The organism is Bradyrhizobium sp. LeoA1Lang, from assembly GCF_055413685.1.
On record NZ_JBVAPG010000164.1, the window covers coordinates 1 to 17,088 of the forward strand.

15 protein-coding genes and 1 pseudogene are annotated in these 17,088 nt (G+C 64.2%); 3 read left to right on the forward strand and 13 right to left on the reverse strand.

Translation table 11 applies throughout. From position 1 onward, the window contains the following. Positions 1–128: 128 nt before the first annotated feature. From ACZYOF_RS35420 to ACZYOF_RS35430, 3 genes and pseudogenes are all read right to left on the reverse strand, one after another. Positions 129–1,535 (reverse strand): DUF5939 domain-containing protein, encoded by a 1,407-nt coding sequence (locus ACZYOF_RS35420; RefSeq protein WP_463718667.1) that lies wholly within the window; start codon positions 1,533–1,535, stop codon positions 129–131. A gap of 312 nt (positions 1,536–1,847) precedes the next feature. After that, positions 1,848–2,096 (reverse strand): hypothetical protein, encoded by a 249-nt coding sequence (locus ACZYOF_RS35425; RefSeq protein WP_130583227.1) that lies wholly within the window; start codon positions 2,094–2,096, stop codon positions 1,848–1,850. Positions 2,097–2,150: 54 nt separating this feature from the next. Continuing rightward, positions 2,151–2,578, reverse strand: a pseudogene (locus tag ACZYOF_RS35430) (SDR family NAD(P)-dependent oxidoreductase); the annotation flags it as partial. Positions 2,579–2,715: 137 nt separating this feature from the next. Between ACZYOF_RS35430 and ACZYOF_RS35435 the strand changes: the two are divergent. Further along, on the forward strand, positions 2,716–3,831 hold the full coding sequence (locus tag ACZYOF_RS35435; protein WP_463718668.1) for a DUF2336 domain-containing protein: 1,116 nt from the start codon (positions 2,716–2,718) through the stop codon (positions 3,829–3,831). A 49-nt stretch (positions 3,832–3,880) separates the two neighbouring features. Here ACZYOF_RS35435 and ACZYOF_RS35440 read toward each other — a convergent pair whose 3' ends face one another. Beyond that, entirely contained in the window at positions 3,881–4,795 is a 915-nt protein-coding gene (locus tag ACZYOF_RS35440) for an AraC family transcriptional regulator (protein WP_463718669.1), read from the reverse strand. Positions 4,796–4,888: 93 nt separating this feature from the next. On the opposite strand from ACZYOF_RS35440, the gene ACZYOF_RS35445 reads away from it, so the two are divergent. Next, a complete protein-coding gene (locus tag ACZYOF_RS35445; protein WP_463718670.1) occupies positions 4,889–5,743 on the forward strand; it encodes an SDR family oxidoreductase in 855 nt (284 codons plus the stop codon). Between the two features lie 101 nt (positions 5,744–5,844). Here the strand turns inward: ACZYOF_RS35445 and ilvC are convergent, their stop codons facing one another. The 8 genes from ilvC to miaA all read right to left on the reverse strand — a co-directional run bounded on the left by ilvC (position 5,845) and on the right by miaA (position 14,245). Continuing rightward, entirely contained in the window at positions 5,845–6,864 is a 1,020-nt protein-coding gene (ilvC, locus tag ACZYOF_RS35450; RefSeq protein WP_394565873.1) for a ketol-acid reductoisomerase, read from the reverse strand. Positions 6,865–7,140: 276 nt separating this feature from the next. Next, a complete protein-coding gene (locus ACZYOF_RS35455; protein ID WP_282528367.1) occupies positions 7,141–7,746 on the reverse strand; it encodes a LysE family translocator in 606 nt (201 codons plus the stop codon). 8 nt (positions 7,747–7,754) lie between these two features. Then, positions 7,755–8,630: an EamA family transporter gene (locus ACZYOF_RS35460; RefSeq protein WP_463718671.1), complete on the reverse strand. Its 876-nt coding sequence runs from the start codon at positions 8,628–8,630 to the stop codon at positions 7,755–7,757. Between the two features lie 28 nt (positions 8,631–8,658). Further along, a complete protein-coding gene (locus tag ACZYOF_RS35465) occupies positions 8,659–9,354 on the reverse strand; it encodes a class I SAM-dependent methyltransferase (protein WP_130581586.1) in 696 nt (231 codons plus the stop codon). Positions 9,355–9,357: 3 nt separating this feature from the next. Beyond that, entirely contained in the window at positions 9,358–9,900 is a 543-nt protein-coding gene (gene ilvN / locus ACZYOF_RS35470) for an acetolactate synthase small subunit (RefSeq protein ID WP_028161804.1), read from the reverse strand. A gap of 23 nt (positions 9,901–9,923) precedes the next feature. After that, complete coding sequence (locus ACZYOF_RS35475) at positions 9,924–10,907, reverse strand: threonine dehydratase (protein ID WP_463718672.1); 984 nt, start codon at positions 10,905–10,907, stop codon at positions 9,924–9,926. A gap of 188 nt (positions 10,908–11,095) precedes the next feature. Then, entirely contained in the window at positions 11,096–12,871 is a 1,776-nt protein-coding gene (locus tag ACZYOF_RS35480) for an acetolactate synthase 3 large subunit (protein ID WP_394565869.1), read from the reverse strand. Between the two features lie 444 nt (positions 12,872–13,315). Further along, positions 13,316–14,245 (reverse strand): tRNA (adenosine(37)-N6)-dimethylallyltransferase MiaA, encoded by a 930-nt coding sequence (miaA, locus tag ACZYOF_RS35485; protein WP_463718674.1) that lies wholly within the window; start codon positions 14,243–14,245, stop codon positions 13,316–13,318. Here miaA and serB point away from each other — a divergent pair. Next, the gene (gene serB, locus ACZYOF_RS35490) at positions 14,244–15,137 is read left to right on the forward strand and encodes a phosphoserine phosphatase SerB (RefSeq protein WP_463718673.1); all 894 of its coding nucleotides are present in this window, start codon (positions 14,244–14,246) and stop codon (positions 15,135–15,137) included. The genes miaA and serB overlap by 2 nt on opposite strands. Before the next feature lie 132 nt (positions 15,138–15,269). Here the strand turns inward: serB and ACZYOF_RS35495 are convergent, their stop codons facing one another. Beyond that, entirely contained in the window at positions 15,270–16,775 is a 1,506-nt protein-coding gene (locus ACZYOF_RS35495; protein WP_130581589.1) for a Do family serine endopeptidase, read from the reverse strand. Positions 16,776–17,088: the final 313 nt, after the last annotated feature.

The window sequence follows — 17,088 nt, forward strand, 5'->3', positions numbered from 1 at the left end:
GACGGCTGGCAGACCCTCGCCAGCAAGCCCATTGCTCAGCCGGTTGATCTTGCCGCCTGAGCAGATATCATCCGTTCACCGGAGACTCGCGACGGACAAATTCCAACCAAGTTCGCGACGGCACCCGCTCAAGGGATCTCGTAGACCGACACCTTGTCCGCGATGCCGCTCAACGCCACGCGTCTGAGCGTTGGCTTTAGCCCGTTGCTCTCAAGCAGAGCCCGGGCATGCGCGTTTTCCAGCACCGATTCCGTCACCACGATCGAGCGTGAGGCAGCAAGGCCCTGGACGCGCGACGCGATGTTTACAGTCTGGCCAAAATAGTCCTGCTGGGCATTGAGAGTGACCGCGAGGCATGATCCTTCATGGATGCCCATCTTCAGGCGCAGGCTCTGATGCTGACGCTCGGCGCCAAGATCGCTCATCGCCTCGCGCATGCGGATCGCAGCGGCGACGGCACGGTCAGGCGTTTCGAAGGTCGCCATCACGGCATCGCCAATGGTCTTCACCACGGCCCCCCTTTCGGACGCGATAATCTCCTGCAGCAGCCTGAAATGCTCGTTGACGAGATCGAAGGCAACGAGGTCACCGACGCGCTCATAGAGTTCAGTGGAGTCCTTGAGATCACTGAACAGGAAAGTCAGGCTCAAAATCTTGAGACGCTGACCAATGGCGAGCGTTTCGGTCCGGTAGATGTCGCGGAAGGTCTGATTGGTAAGGAGGCGCTTTGCATTGAGAATGGGCTTGCGTCGCTTCAGGAGGTCGTTCAGCGCCTGGTTCGCCACCCATATGGCCGGCAACACGCGACTTTCGGTGCGGTTTTCCAAAGCCAGGCGCAGTGGCCCTGGGCGCAAGGCAATGGTGTCGACCGGAACCTGGACCTTGTTGAAGATCACGGACAGGTTCTGGCGCTCGCTCGCCTCCTCGCCGCCGACATCAAGGAACTGGGCCGTATGCGTCACGGGATCGAATACGATCAACGTGCCCTTCGGCAATTGCAACGAAAGGATGGCCCTTTCTCCTGGCGGCAAGTCGACGCTTTCGAGCGTGACCTCCTGCAGCAGCTTCTCCAGATCGGCTGGGAGATCGATGGCCGAACTCCAGAAGATCTGACGATAATATTCGGCCGCGGACAGTTCGTCGGGATTGTGGGCCGCGATCTTCCGAACGCGCGGGCTTACCGTGAAGCTCACCTCGATCAGGTTGTCGAGCGTCGTCTCATAGCCCGCGGCGCAGAAAGCGCAATTATACTGCGCCCGGTCCAGGGTCTTTAGGCTCTTATTAGCGGAAAGAACACCGGCGCAACTTGGGCACATGACGTTCCACGTCATCTCGAAAATGCCGAGCCCCACCGCATTCAGGAGCGCGGCAATGACCCGCTCCTCATCGATACCGTTGCGGGCCGCGAGATCAAGTGCGTTCATCCTGTTCAAGGCATGATCGGGGGCATCCCGCACCATGCGCTCGAGCATCTCCACCACGTCGTCGTCGGCCGACTGACGCAGCGCCACAAACAAAGTCTCCGCTTCGTCCATGCGACAATGCTACACGAAAAAAGGCAAAGCCGAAACCCCACTCACCCATCCCTTGGGTGTTCGTTGAGTGTCCTGTTTACCGTTGGACACAACGCAAAATGTCGGCCTTGGCGACAAGCTTGGGGTGGCCATCACGTTTCCCAACACCGACGGGGCGTCGCATTAGTCCGACTACCGCCGAGCTTTGAACCCATTTCGCTCCTTGTTCGCTAATGGGTCAAAAGCGTCGTCTTGATCGTCTGGCGATCACTTCCGATCTGCCCCGACAAACGCACGATTTCAGCGCCACGCCGTACTTGGCTCGAAAAAGCTCTAGGATTGGTCCCCGACGAGATGGAATCTGCGGCCGAGCTGGTGATGCACGGTGATGACGGCGCGGTCGACGTCGCTGATCAGGCTGTCGCCGAGGACGACGTTCGGGATTTCCCAATTGCGGCCCGCGCTCGCATGCGGCCGGGCGGAGACGGCGACAACTTGCGCCGTCTCGCATCCCGGCTGGCTGCGCAGCGCGTCATTGGCGATCGCGGTCAGTTCCGCATGGTTCTTGCCGATGGTGGACATGCAAGCTCCGGTGACGGGCGAATGCGGCGAGGGCATGACATGTCGCCGGCATGCTCACGCTGATGGCATCAGGCCGAGACGCTTGGCGATGATCCGGTCGAGCGTGCGCTTCGGCAGGATTGACGCCATGATGTGCTGCATCGGATCCGGCGTGATCTGATAACGCACCTTTGGGTTCGGCGCCGTCAGCGCATCGAAGATGGTCTCGGCGATCTTCTCCGGCGGCAGGGCGGTCGAGCGGAACTGCAGCAACCATTTCCGCATCCGCTGCAGCGCCGAGAAATAGGGTGAGTTCTGGTAGGCGGAATTATCGACCTCTTCCGCCTTGTCCCAGATCGGCGTCTTCACCGCGCCCGGCGCAACGATGATGACGTCGATGCCGAACAGCATCAGTTCGCGGCGCAGGCTCTCCGAAAACCCTCGATCGCGTGTTTGGAGGCCGCATGCTTGATCCAGCCAGGCGGCAGGCACGATCCGGCGATCTTGAGTTGAATTGGTTACGTCCTGCTAACCTTCCCCGCGAGCTCCGCCCAGGATCAGGTTCCAGCTTAACGCGGGCGTAAGGCCGCGCTTGCCATCTTCCGGACCAACCAGAGAACCTGCAACAAGAACAATTCCAATGATGGCGCAACAGCCGGCCCACTCTATCATCGCCGAACTCGAGGAAGCCGTGAGAGACGGCTCGTCGGCGAAGCGGATCAAGACCCTTCGGCGGGTGACGGACCTCTTCCTGCACGACGGCGAACGCTTGAGCGACGAACAGGTCAAGGTGTTCGACGACGTCCTGTGCCTCCTGATCACGCGCGTCGAGAGCCGGGCCAAGGCCGAGCTCAGCAAGCGCCTCGCGCCGATCGACTACGCACCGTTCGAGGTAATCCAGCACCTGGCCAAGGACGACAAGATCGAGGTCGCCGGCGAAGTGCTGGCGCATTCGAGCCGCGTCTCCACGGAGACGCTGGTCGAAGTTGCCAGCACCAAGGGACAGGATCACCTGCTTGCGATCTCCGGCCGCGCCAGCCTCCCCGAGGAGGTCACCGACGTGATCGTCGATCGCGGCGAGGTGCGCGTGATCCGCCGGCTCGCCAACAATGCCGGCGCGCGCTTCTCGGAAGCCGGCTATTCCGGCATCGTCGCGCACGCGGAAAGCGACGACGAACTGGTCGAGATACTGGGACTGCGCATCGATCTTCCGACCAAATTCCTGCGCGAGCTCTTACTCCGCGCCAAGGACGCCGTGCGCGCCCGCCTGCTCTCGATCGCGCCGCCGGCGCTGCAGGACGAGATCCGCGAGGTGCTCGACGAGATCGCGCGCGAGGAGCCTGCGGCGCGACGCAGCTTCGGCATTGCCGAGCAGCTCGTCAAGCTGATGAAGGAGCTGAACGAGCTGGACGATGCGGCGGTGTTCAAGTTCGCCGAAGCGGGCAAATTCGACGAGGTGATCGTCGCGATTGCGCTGCTCAACGACGTTGAGCCCGAGATGATCGCGCGGCTGATGGAGGGGCACCGCTCCGACCTGATCCTGATCCCCTGCCGCGCCGCCCGGCTGAACTGGCCGACGGTGGAGACGATCCTGCGCAACCGACCCGCGGCGCAACCGATCTCCGCGCAAACCATGGAGCAGGCACAGCGGGATTTCCGCCGCCTGTCGATCGAGACCGCCCAGCGCACCGTGCGCTTCTGGCAGCTCCACAACCGGATCGAGAAGCCGGCGGAAGGGCGAACGGCGGCGAGCTGATCGCGGCCGTCATGGCGAGCCGTTATTCGCGCATTGGGTGGGGGGACCGCTACTGAGAGCCGTTCCCGGCGCAAGATCGCGCAAAGCGTCCGGGTGAGCAGCCCAGCCGCTTCCGAAATGCCGTGCTGAACGCACTCGCGGATTCGTATCCGATTTCGTCGGCAATCCGGTCCAGCCCCTTCGCGCCACGGATGAGCGCATCCTTCGCCAGCGCCATCCGCCAGCGCGTCAGATATTCGGCCGGCCCGCACCCGAGAACGTCAGCGAAGCGCGCTGCGAACGCTGACCGGGACATGCCGGCGATCCCGGCGAGGTCCGAGACCGTCCAGCCGGTCCGGACATCAGCATGCATCGCGCGCAGAACACGTGCGAGGACCGGATCGCGCATGCCATCGAGCACGCCTGTGGCAACGGCATCGGGATCGATTCTTCGCCACCTGAGCGCCTCCACGAGCAAAACCTCCAGCAAGCGCTGCAGGATCATCTCCTTTCCCGGATCGTCGGACGCGCACTCGTCCACGACGAGTTCGATCACGCGCCCAAGCCTGCCCGTCCGCCCTTCGGACGCAGGGACATGAATGAAGCCGGGAAGCAGAGTGAGCAACAGAGGCGCGTTGACCTGCTCTATCCGGAATGTCCCGCCGAGTGAGACGAAGTCAGGTTCTCCCTCCTGATCTCCATGGCAGACAGCGGCGTTCACCGGCTCCCTGAGCTCACATTTGAGCCCCGGATGGCTGGAGAGCGAGAAGGCCGGGGTCGATGGCAGGAGCAGGAAATCCCCTTTCTGAAACTTCACAGGCTCCTTGCCCTCGAGTGTGATCCAGCACTCGCCCCGCAAAATGATCGTAAAGCCCGGCGCGTCATGCGCCGCATAGCGGACGCCCCAGCGCCCCCGGCCTGTGATGGGCTTGGCGATTGCCGTGCTGGGGCGAAGGAGAGCGATGATATCGCTCAAAGGGTCCATCGTGGACGATCCATAATCATTTTGCGACGATTGATTATAGATCGTCCTTTCGAGAGGTCTAGATAGGGCCCCATCGAAACGATGGAGAGGCGCATGCCAAAGACCATTCTCATCACCGGAACATCGTCAGGCTACGGCAAGGCGACCGCACAACTCTTTCTCGAACGGGGCTGGAATGTTGTAGCCACCATGCGGCATCCGGACCCTGCCGTGTTCGGTGGGGCTTCGGAGCGTCTCAAAGTGCTGCCGCTCGACGTCACGAGCGAGAAGAGCATTGCTGATGTGATCGAAGCCGCCGTTGCCGCATTCGGCGCGATCGACGTCTGGGTGAACAATGCCGGCCTCGGCCTCGCGTCGATCGTGGAAGCAACTCCCGACAGAACGACGCGCGAGATTTTCGAGACCAACACTTTCGGCGTGATCGCCGCGTGTCGGGCCATCATTCCCTCGATGCGCAAGCAGGAGCGCGGCGTGATCGTGAACGTCACGTCCAGCGTCACGGTCGGCGTGATGCCGCTGGTCGCAATCTATGCCGCCAGCAAGTTCGCCGCGGAGGGCTTCACGGAATCCCTCTCATACGAGTTGGGCGCGTTCAACATCAAGGCGCGTCTGGTCGAGCCCGGCTATGCGCCAACCACGAGCTTCACCGCGAACGGCACCGCGCGGATGGAGGGCCTCATCCCCGCCGAATACACCGATTTCGCCCAGGCTTGCTTCGCAAGGATGGCGAACTATCCGACGGCATTCTGCACCGAAGCGGAAGTGGCTGCAGCCGTCTACGCGGCAGCGACGGACGAAGGCTTGCGGCTCCGATATCCCGCTGGAGCGGACACGAAGTTTCTCGCCAACCTGCGCTGGAGCACCTCAGAGGAGCACTACCAGCGCACAATGCACGAGGCCTTCGGTCCTCGCTGCACTCGCGATGACGGTGTCGTCGCGGTGCGATAGAAGCCGAAGCCGTAGGGTGGGCAAAGCGAAGCGTGCCCACCATCACGAGCGGAGTGCGTAGGGTGGGCACGCTTGCGCTTTGCCCACCCTACGATTACGGCTTAGTTCTTCGTCTTGTCGACCAGGGCGCCCTTCTTGATCCAGGGCATCATGTCGCGGAGCTTGGCGCCGACTTCCTCGATCGGGTGCTGGGCGAGCTTGGCGCGGGTGGCCTTGAACGAGGTCTGGTTGACCTTGTTCTCCAGCATCCAGTCGCGGGCGAACTTGCCGCCCTGGATGTCGGCGAGAACGCGCTTCATCTCGGCCTTGGTCTCCGCGGTCACGATGCGCGGACCTGTGACGTATTCGCCGTACTCGGCGGTGTTGGAGATCGAGTAGTTCATGTTGGCGATGCCGCCTTCGTAGATCAGGTCGACGATCAGCTTCACTTCGTGCAGGCACTCGAAATAGGCCATCTCCGGCGCATAGCCGGCTTCGACCAGCGTCTCGTAGCCGCCCTTGATCAGCTCGACCAGGCCGCCGCAGAGCACCACCTGCTCGCCGAACAGGTCGGTCTCGCACTCTTCCTTGAAGGTGGTCTCGATGATGCCGGCGCGGCCGCCGCCGACCGCGGAGGCGTAGCTCAGGCCGAGATCATGCGCGTTGCCGGAAACATCCTTGGCGATCGCGATCAGGCAGGGCACGCCGCCGCCGCGCTGATATTCGGAGCGCACGGTGTGGCCAGGGCCCTTCGGGGCGATCATCAGGACGTCGAGATCGGGACGCGGGTCGAGCAGGTTGAAGTGGACGTTGAGGCCGTGCGCGAACACCAGCGCCGCGCCCTTCTTCATGTTGTCGTGCAGGTGCTCGCGATAGATGTCGCCCTGCAATTCGTCGGGCGTGAGCATCATCACGAGGTCGGCCCATTTCGCGGCATCAGCCACGCTCAGCACCTTGAAGCCGGCGGCCTCCGCCTTCTTGGCCGAGGCCGAGCCCGGGCGCAGCGCGATCGACACTTCCTTGACGCCGGAATCCTTCAGGTTGAGCGCATGGGCGTGGCCCTGGCTGCCATAGCCGACGATGGCGACCTTCTTGCCCTTGATCAGGTTCAGGTCGGCATCGCGATCGTAATAAACTCGCATCGTGGTTTCCTCTTTAAGGGGTGGCCGAACATCGGCCGATGGATTGGGCTTTCAGGTGGATCAAGACCGCCGGCGCCCGGAAATTTCCGGCGTTGTCTAGAACGAAATGAGGCTTCTTTGAAGCGTCATTTCGTTCCAGCTCTTTGTTTGGGCATGATCTCCGCGCAAACGTCTCGCGTTTGTCGCGAGGGAAAACCGGTTTCCACTTTTCCGGATCATGCCCTAGAGCTTTTCCCGGTCAGGGGAAACCCCGTTCTCGCATGGCGCGGTGCGGCATCATGCGTCCATGAAGACCGGGTAGAGCGAGGCGAGCAACAGGATCGCCATCACGATATTGAAAGCGCGCACCGCCAGACGCGAGGTCAGGATCGGCCGCAAGGCAGTGCCGAACAGCGCCCAGGCAATGCAGGACAAGGTGCCGAGGATCAGGCTCAGGCAGACCTGGATCGCGATATTCCAGGGGAACGCGGCAATCGCCGCATAGGCCGTGATGGTGCCGATCACCATCACCCAGCCTTTGGCATTGACCCATTGGAACATGGCCGCGCCCCAGAACGTCATCGGGCGACCGCTTCTATCGCCGGATTCCGGCGAGGACGGCTCGGCCATCGCGATCGCGGCGGCGAGATAGATCAAATAGGCGACGCCGATATATTTGAGGATGGTCTGCAGCACGGGATAGGCGATGAAGACGGTGCCGAGACCAAGGCCGACGGCGCCGACCATGAACGCAAATCCGACCGTGATGCCCGCCATATGCGGCACCGTGCGGCGGAAGCCGTAAGTCAGCCCCGAGGACAGCAGCATGATGTTGTTCGGCCCTGGCGTGAAGAACATCACCACGGCGAACATCACGAAAGCGATCAGAACCGACTGCGACATGGCACCACTCACGCGATCTTCGCCTGGGGTTGCGGACGTTTCGAAAGCAGCATGACGGCGATGCCGCCGATCACGGCGGCCATGCCCGCAAGCCGCAGCGGCCCGAACCTTTCGCCGAACACGATGCTGGAGCCGGCGGAGCCGACGAACGGCACCAGGAGCGCGAACGGCACCACCTGCGCCGGCGGATAGTCGCGCAGCAGCCGGCCCCACAGCCAGTAGGCGATGCTGGTCGAGACGCCGCCGACGAACAGCATGCAGACGATCCCGGTTGCCGACATCTGCGACAGCGCCTGCCAGGTCGGCTTCGGGCCGAGAGTGATCAGCGACAACGCGAACAAGGGAACGGCGGCGCAGAGGCACAGCCATGCGAACAGATCGAACATGCGCGCACCCTGCGCGGGCCGCAGCAAGAGATTGCCGACCGCGAAACAGATCGGGGAGACCATCAGGATCGCGAACGCGCCGGCACTGAAATCATGGCCGACGGTGCCGGAGATCATCAAGAGGCCGATCACGGCAATGCCGATGCCGACCATCTGCAGCCGGCTCGGCCATTCGCTGAACACGATGGCGGCGAAGGCGATCGTGAACAGCGCCTGGCTCTGCACGATCACGCTGGTGAGCCCGACCGGCATGCCATGCGCAATGGCGATCGACTGCGCCAGGAACTGGCCGAGGAACAGGTTCAGGCTGATCGCGATCAGAAGCGGCCAGGACACTTTCGGCTTGCGCAGGAACAGGCAGGGCAGCGCCGCGATCCCAAAGCGCAGCGCCGTCATCAACTCCGGCGGCAATTCGTCAAGCGCGATCCGGCTTGCGACGAAAGCAAGCCCCCAGATCACCGCGACCATGACGGCGATGCAGACGTCGGCCGGTTTCATTGGCTCGTCTTTTCCAGCTCTTTTGTTTCTAGCTCTTCTGTTCCAGCTTCGGCTTGCGCAGGAGATAGGTGCCGTGCAGCGGCGCGTGGTAGTCGGCGGAGACCAAGATGAAGCCGACCTCGGTCAGCATGCGTTCCATGACCCAACCGAAGGTCGAATATTCGTCGCGCATGTGCATCATCACGCTCTCGCGCTCGAAATCATGGTTCTTGATGGAAAAATCGGCCCAGCCCTCGACGTCGCGCTCGAGGCCATCGGGCATGCTGACGAACACGATGTCGCGGAGATAGAACTCGGAGCCCGGCTTCAGCGCGTTGAAGATGCGCGACAGCGCCACCGCTTTCCAGAAATCCGGCAGATGATGCAGCGTGAATTCGCTGACGATCACATCGTAGGAATTCGGCTGATAGGCGAAGCTCAGAAGGCCCGCCGGCTGGGTGCGGATGCGCGCCTTGCGGTCGCGTGCATAGATATTGGCGAGCGTCAGCATCGCCGGCGAGATGTCGATCGCATCGACGTCGGCGCCCATCAGCGCCGCTTCACAGGCGAGCACGCCGTTGCCGCAACCGATATCGGCGACGCGCCAGCCCGGCTCGACGCCGAGCATCTTGAGCGTCTGGCGGGCGCGGAGATCGCTGTCGTCATGGCGGCCATAGATCGAGGCGACCGCGGTATCGATGCCGACCCGGCGTCTTTGCGTGTAGTACCAGTCGCGCGCCAACATGGTTCACATCCCTTCCGGCCCGCGTCCGATCGCGGCAACGCCCGTGCGTGACACCTCGACCAGGCCGAGCGGGCGCATCAGGTCGATGAACTGATTGATCTTGGCGGTATTGCCTGTGATCTCGAACACAAAACTCTCGGTAGTGGCGTCAATGACCCGTGCCCGGAACGCATCCGCGAGCCGCAGCGCCTCGACGCGGTGGTCGCCGGTGCCGCGCACCTTCACCATCGCCAGCTCCCGCTCGATCGAGCGTCCCGACAGCGTCATGTCGACGACGCGGTAGACCGGGATCATGCGGTCGAGCTGATGCTTGATCTGCTCGATCACCATCGGCGTGCCCGTGGTCACGATGGTGATGCGCGATAGGTGTTTCTGGCTCTCGGTCTCAGAGACGGTAAGACTTTCGATGTTGTAGCCGCGGCCGGAGAACAGCCCGATCACGCGCGCGAGCACGCCCGGTTCGTTCTGCACGAGCACCGAGAGCGTGTGCGACTCGTTCGGGTCGTGGCGCTCTTCGAGGAAGTAGGCGGATGCGGGCTGGTTCATGGTCGTCCCCTCAAGGAATGCTGTCACGCCATCGCCCGTTCGGCGATGGCGGCGTCCGTTCCGACCCACTGGCGGAACAGATCGAAATCGATATTGCCGCCGCTGAGGACCAGGCCGACGCGCTTGCCTTGAATCCCGTCCCGCTCCTGCAGCGCGGCCGCGAGCGCGGCGGCGCCGGCGCCTTCGGCAAGGTTGTGCGTGTCGGTCCAGTAACAGCGGATGGCGGCACCGACCTCGTCGTCAGTAACCTGCACGATGCGGGAAGCGCCCTTGCGGATCATCGCAAGCGCGTCGGCATCGGGAATGCGGGTCGCCATGCCGTCGGCGCGGGTGTTGGCGGTCTCGGTGGTGACGACGGTGCCGGCCGCGAACGACAGCGCATAGGACGGCGCCTCCGTCGACTGCACGCCGACGATCTCGGTCTTCAGGCCGAGGAGATCGCGGACGCGGATGCAGCCGCAGATGCCGGAGCCCTGCCCGATCGGCACATAGAGCAGGTCGAGGTCAGGTGCGGCCTTGAACAGCTCCAACGCATAGGTCGCAACGCCCAGCACCAGGTCGGGATGGAACGACGGCACCATGTGCAGGCCTGCGCTTTCGGCGCGCCGGACGGCTTCCTCGCGCGCGGCCTGGAAATCCTGGCCGTGCTCGACCAGCTCGGCGCCGAAGGCGCGCATGGCGCGGTTCTTCTCGACCGAATTGCCATGCGGCACGTAGATCGTCGCCGGCACCCCATGACGGCGCGCGGCGAAGGCGAGACTCTGGCCGTGATTGCCGCGCGTCGCCGAGATGATCCCCGGCGTATCAGGCTGCTCGCGCTTCAGACGATCGAGATAGACGAGCCCGCCGCGCACCTTGAAGGCGCCAGTCGGCGTGTGGTTCTCATGCTTGACCAGGACATCCGCACCCAGCCGCTCAGCTAGCAGCGGCCAGGCATGCACCGGCGTCGGCGGCACCGCGGTGCCGACAATCGCCTGCGCGCGCTCGAGCTGTCCAAGGTCGAACATCAGTCCATCTCACAAGTGACTCCCTCTCCCCGCCCTTCGCGGGGAGAGGGTTGGGGTGAGGGGCCGCCTCCGCGAGAACGGTGAGAGTTGGACTCGCGGAGAGTCCCCCTCACCCGGCGCTGCGTGCCGACCTCTCCCCGCAAGCGGGGCGAGGTGAAGGAAGTGCGCTCGCGGTGAAAGCATCATCATCACACCAGCGCCTTGCCGCCGGCGAAGGCGGTCGCGGTTGCATCGTCGGTCGCCTCTTCGGGCAACAGCATCTCGTTGTGCGCCTTGCCGGAGGGGATCATCGGGAAGCAGTTCTCGAGCGCGGCGACGCGGCAGTCGAACAGCACCGGGCGCTTGATCGCGATCATCTCCTTGATCGCGCCATCGAGATCGGCCGGCTTGATCACCTGCAGGCCGACGCCGCCATAGGCTTCGGCGAGCTTGACGAAATCCGGCAGCGCCTCGGTATAGGAATGCGACAAGCGGTTGCCGTGCAAAAGCTGCTGCCACTGCCGGACCATGCCCATGTACTGGTTGTTGAGGATGAAGATCTTGATCGGCAGTTCATACTGAACCGCCGTCGACATTTCCTGGATCGTCATCTGCACCGAGGCGTCGCCGGCGATGTCGATGACGAGGCTGTCGGGATGCGCCACCTGCACGCCGACCGCGGCCGGCAGGCCATAGCCCATGGTGCCGAGGCCGCCGGAGGTCATCCAGCGGTGCGGCTCCTCGAAGCCGTAGAACTGCGCCGCCCACATCTGGTGCTGGCCGACTTCGGTCGTGATGTAGGTGTCCTTGCCGCGCGTCAGCTCGAACAGGCGCTGGATCGCATACTGCGGCAGGATGATGTCGTTGTTCTTGCGGTAGGACAGCGAGTTGCGCGCGCGCCATTGCGCGATCTGCTGCCACCACGCCTTGATGTCCGGCCGCTTCGCTTCCGCCTTGAACACCTGCAGCAGGTCGCCGAGCACGTTGCCGACATCGCCGATGATCGGCACGTCGACGCGGATGTTCTTGTTGATCGAGGACGGGTCGATGTCGATGTGGATCTTCTTCGAGCCCGGCGAGAATGCATCGGTGCGGCCGGTGATGCGGTCGTCGAAGCGCGCGCCGACGCACAGCATGACGTCGCAATCATGCATGGTCATGTTGGCTTCGTAGGTGCCGTGCATGCCGAGCATACCGAGCCAGTTCTTGCCCGAGGCCGGATAGGCGCCGAGGCCCATCAAGGTCGAGGTGATCGGGAAGCCGGTGAACTCGACGAGATCGCGCAGCAGCTTGGAGGCCTCGGGGCCGGAATTGATGACGCCGCCGCCGCTGTAGATCACCGGACGCTTGGCGGACGCGAGCAGCGCCACCGCTTTGCGGATCTGGGCCGCATCGCCCTTGACGCGCGGCGCGTAGGAGATGTGAACGTCGGACTTGCGCGGCGGATGGTAGGTGCCGACCGCGAACTGCACGTCCTTCGGGACGTCGACCACGACCGGACCCGGACGGCCGGAGGTCGCGACGTAGAACGCCTCATGCAGGACCTTCGCGAGGTCGTTGACGTTGCGCACCAGCCAGTTGTGCTTGGTGCAGGGGCGCGTGATGCCGACCGTGTCGCATTCCTGGAAGGCGTCGTTGCCGATCAGATGCGTCGGCACCTGGCCGGTGATGCAGACCAGGGGAATCGAATCCATCAGCGCGTCGGTCAGCGCCGTCACCATGTTGGTGGCGCCCGGGCCGGAGGTCACCAGTACAACGCCGGGCTTGCCGGTCGAGCGCGCGTAGCCCTCGGCGGCGTGGCCGGCGCCCTGCTCGTGGCGCACCAGGATGTGCTCGACCTCGCTCTGCTGAAAGATCTCGTCATAGATCGGCAGCACCGCGCCGCCGGGATAGCCGAAAAGGTGCTGCACGCCGTGATCGATCAGCGCGCGGACGATCATCGCGGCTCCCGTCATCTGGTTCGGATCGTGGCTTTTGTCTTTCATGGCTGGCTCCGGATGCGCTGTCTTGGCGCGGCGTTAAGTCTTTCATTTGGGAAATAAAAAAGGGCCCGAGAGGCCCCATGCACACCGCCTGTCTGTCAGATGGCCGCTAGCCACCCCCGGCGGTGTGCCTGGGTACGACGACGATGAGTTTGGTAATAATGTTACGCATAGGCGGCTCAGGCTTCCCAAAGGTTGCGCGAACATACCGACCAATGCCCGAATGTCAAGGCAGGGACGCGTTCAGCGCGACTTTTCGTACTCTAGTGGCGTTCCTGCCGTTCGGCGAGTGCTTTTGCGCGCATGGCAGAAGCGCCGTAGCTCGCGCTCCGCTCCATCCAGGCTACGAGAGCCGTAGCCCGGATGGAGCGTAAGCGTAATCTGAGGCAGCGCGTCCCGGAGGTGGAGAAGTCCCGGATTGCGCTGCGCTCCATCCGGGCTACGGGACTACGGGAGACGTGCCTCCAGCCATCCCCTCGCCGCTTCCGGCGCCACCCATTCGAATTCCGGCAATTGGTGGCGGAACCAGGTGAACTGCCGTTTCGCGTAATGGCGGGTGTCGGCGCGGCCGATCTCGGACGCCTCCTCGCGGCTGATCTCGCCGTTGAGATGCCGGATCAGGGCCGGCACGCCGTGGGCCTTCATCGCCGGCAGCAAGGGATCGAGATGGCGCGCCGCGAGCTTTGCCACCTCTTCCAGCGCGCCGACGTTCAGCATCGCCTCGAACCGGGCATCGATCCGTGCATAGAGCTCGTCGCGTTGGGGCGCGAGGAACAGGGCAGCGAATTCGCCTGATGGCAAGAGCGGCGGCAGGCCGTCGCGATGCCATTCGGTCAGCGAGCGGCCGGTCGCCTCGACGACTTCGAGCGCGCGAGAGATCCGGGTGCGATCGCGCGGTTTCAGGCGCTCGGCATAGGCGGGGTCGCGCCGGGAAAGTTCCGCATGCAGCGCCTCGACCCCGTCGCGATCGAGCCGCGCGCGCACACCCTCGCGCACCTCGGCAGCAATCGGCGGCACCGCCGAGAGGCCGCGGGTGAGCGCCTTGAAATACAGGCCCGAGCCGCCGATGAAGATCGGCAGCCGGCTCTCGGCGCGCACCTCGGAAAGCACCTTCGCAGCATCCGCGACCCAGGCGCCGGCGGAGAAATTCACGCCGGCGTCGACATGGCCGTAGAGGCGGTGCGCGACCTGCGCCTCCTCCTCGACCGTCGGCCGCGCCGTGATGATGCGGAGGTCGCGATAGACCTGCATCGAGTCGGTGTTGATCACGACACCGCGAGCCCTTTGCGCAAGGTCGAGTGCCAGCGCCGACTTGCCGCTGGCGGTCGGCCCTGCGATAAGCACCGCTCTTGTCCCAGCTTGCGAAGCCGCCGCCATGTCGCTCGTCGCCACCCTCATCTGCAATCCCGCCAATCCGGCGCTCGACTCCACCATTGTCGACGGCGCGCTGGCCGTCCTGCCCTCGCCCGGCGCGGCGCAGTGGCTGTTCGACGAGGTCGCCGTCGACATCCCCTTTGACGGCAGCGAGGATATCAAGGCGATCGAAGCCCGCCTGCAACAGGCGCGCGGCGACCTGCCGATCGATATTGTGGTGCAGCCTCGCGCCTTCAGGCGCAAGAAGCTTTTTCTCGCCGACATGGACTCCACCATGATCGGTCAGGAATGCGTCGACGAGCTCGCCGATTTCGCCGGGCTGAAGGAGCATGTCTCAAAAATCACCGAGCGCGCGATGCGCGGCGAGATCGCCTTCGAGCCGGCGCTGCGCGAGCGCGTCGCACTATTGAAGGGCCTACCCGTGAGCGTGGTCGACGAGGTCCTGGAAAAGCGCATCACGCCAACGCCGGGCGGCCGCGAACTGGTGATGACCATGCGCGCCAATGGCGCCTGGACCTGCCTGATCTCGGGCGGCTTCACGCTGTTCACCAACGCGATCGCCGCCAAGATCGGCTTCCAGGAGAACCGCGCCAATGAGCTGATCGCGCGCGACGGCAAGCTCGCGGGCGAGGTGAAGGAGCCAATCGTCGGCCGCGCCACCAAGCTCGCCACGCTGATCGAACTGCGCGAGGCCTTCGACCTCGATGCCATCGACACGCTGGTCGTCGGCGACGGCGCCAACGACCTCGGCATGATCGAGGCCGCCGGCCTCGGCGTCGCCTACCACGCCAAGCCCGCGGTCGCAGCGGCCGCGGCAGCGCGGATCGACCACGGCGACCTCACCGCGCTGCTCTACGCACAGGGCTATCGGCGGGATGAATTCGTCGAGGGATAGGCCCTCACCCGTCGTCACCCGCGAAGGCGGCTGACCCAGTATTCGAGCGCGGCCTGTTATTCACGCCGGCGATTACTGGATACTCCGCCTTCGCGGAGTATGACAGTCGAGCGCGGAACGGCCTGCGGCGCGTTACTGCACGCTCAGCGCCACGAAGCGCAGTTCTCCGTCGCCGTTGGAGACGAGCAGGAGGACCGACTTCTTGCCGTCCTTCTTCAACTGGTCGACGCGCTTCTTGATGTCGGCGGCGCTCGCGACCGCTTCCTGCGCGACCTCGACGATGACGTCGCCGGCGGACAGGCGCTTTTCGGCGGCATCGGAGGTACCATCGACGCCGGTGATGATCACGCCCTTCACGCTGTCCTTGATCTTGTACTTGGTGCGGAGATCCTTGTTCAGCACCGCAAGATCGAGCCCGAGCGCCTTCTGGGTCACCGGCTTCTCCGCCGGCTCGTCCTTGGTCTTGGCGTTGGCCTGCTGCACCTTGTCGGTGTCCTCGAGCCGGCCGAGCGTGACCCGCTTGGTCTCCTCATTGCCCTTGCGGATGACGACGACGTCGACTTCCTTGCCGACGGCGGTGTCGGCGACGACGCGCGAGAGATCCTTGGGATCCTTGACGTCCTTGCCGTCGAACTTGACCACGACGTCGCCAGGCTCGATGCCCGCGGGTTTCGCCGGCCCCTTGTCGTCAATGCCCGCGACCAGCGCGCCGCGCGCCGGCTTGATGTTGAGGCTGTCGGCGATCTCGTCGGTGACCTGCTGGATTCGGACGCCGAGCCAGCCGCGGCGCAGCTCGCCAAATTTCTGCAGTTGATCCACGACGGCAGCGACCGTCTTCGACGGCACGGCAAAGCCGAGGCCGATCGAGCCGCCGGTCGGCGAGATGATCAGTGTGTTGACCCCGACCACTTCGCCATCGAGGTTGAACAGCGGTCCACCCGAATTGCCGCGGTTGATGGCGGCGTCGGTCTGGATGTAGCTGTCGTAGGGACCCTGGCTGATGTCGCGGTTGCGCGCCGACACGATGCCGGCGGTCACCGAGCCGCCGAGGCTGAAGGGGTTGCCGATCGCGATTACCCATTCGCCGAGCCTGAGCTTGTCGGAATCGCCGAACTTCACCGCAGTCAGCGGCTTCGGCGGCTTGAACTTCAGGACGGCGAGATCGGTCTTCTTATCGACGCCGACCAGCTCCGCCTTAACCTTGGTGCCGTCGTTCATGATGATGTTGATCTCGTCGGCATCGGCAATCACGTGGTTGTTGGTCACCACGATGCCTGCGGTGTCGACGATGAAGCCGGAGCCGAGCGAGTTGGTCTTGCGCGGCTGAAACTCGCCGTTCTTGTCCCCGCCCTTGCCACCACCGGGGCCACGGCGGTTCTTGAAGAAGTCGTCGAAGAACTCCTCGAAGGGCGAGCCCGGCGGCAGTTGCGGCATGGCGCCGCCGCCCTTGGCCTCCACCGTCTGCGACGTCGAGATGTTCACGACCGCATCGATCACCTTTTCGGCAACGTCAGCGATGCCGTCGGGTCCTCGCGCGAAGGCCGCTGGCACTGAGGCAAGCACGCCGGCGGCGCCGATGGCAATCGCGGCTCCCATCAGGCGCAGGCGACGGCTCAAGGCGGGTCTGGCACCGGTCATGTCAGCTTCTCTCCAGGAAATACGATATTCCGCCCACAGTGCGCCCGAACGGGGTGGCCGCGCAAGCATTTGAGACAACCATTCCGGCGAAAAACCGGCGCCCTACGGCTCACGATTGCGTTGGACCGATAAGTTCCGGCCAGCCAATTTTTTCCGTCGTGGCCGGGCTTGTCCGTCTTCGCTGTCGCTTCGCCCCGGGCCCGCACGGGGGGGCTGGGCCCCGGGCGCGCGGAAGGGTCCTCCCCCGGGGCGGGGCCCCGCGGCTGTCCAACGTGAGCAGAGGCGGCCACACCCCCTGAGTGTGAGTCGCCCC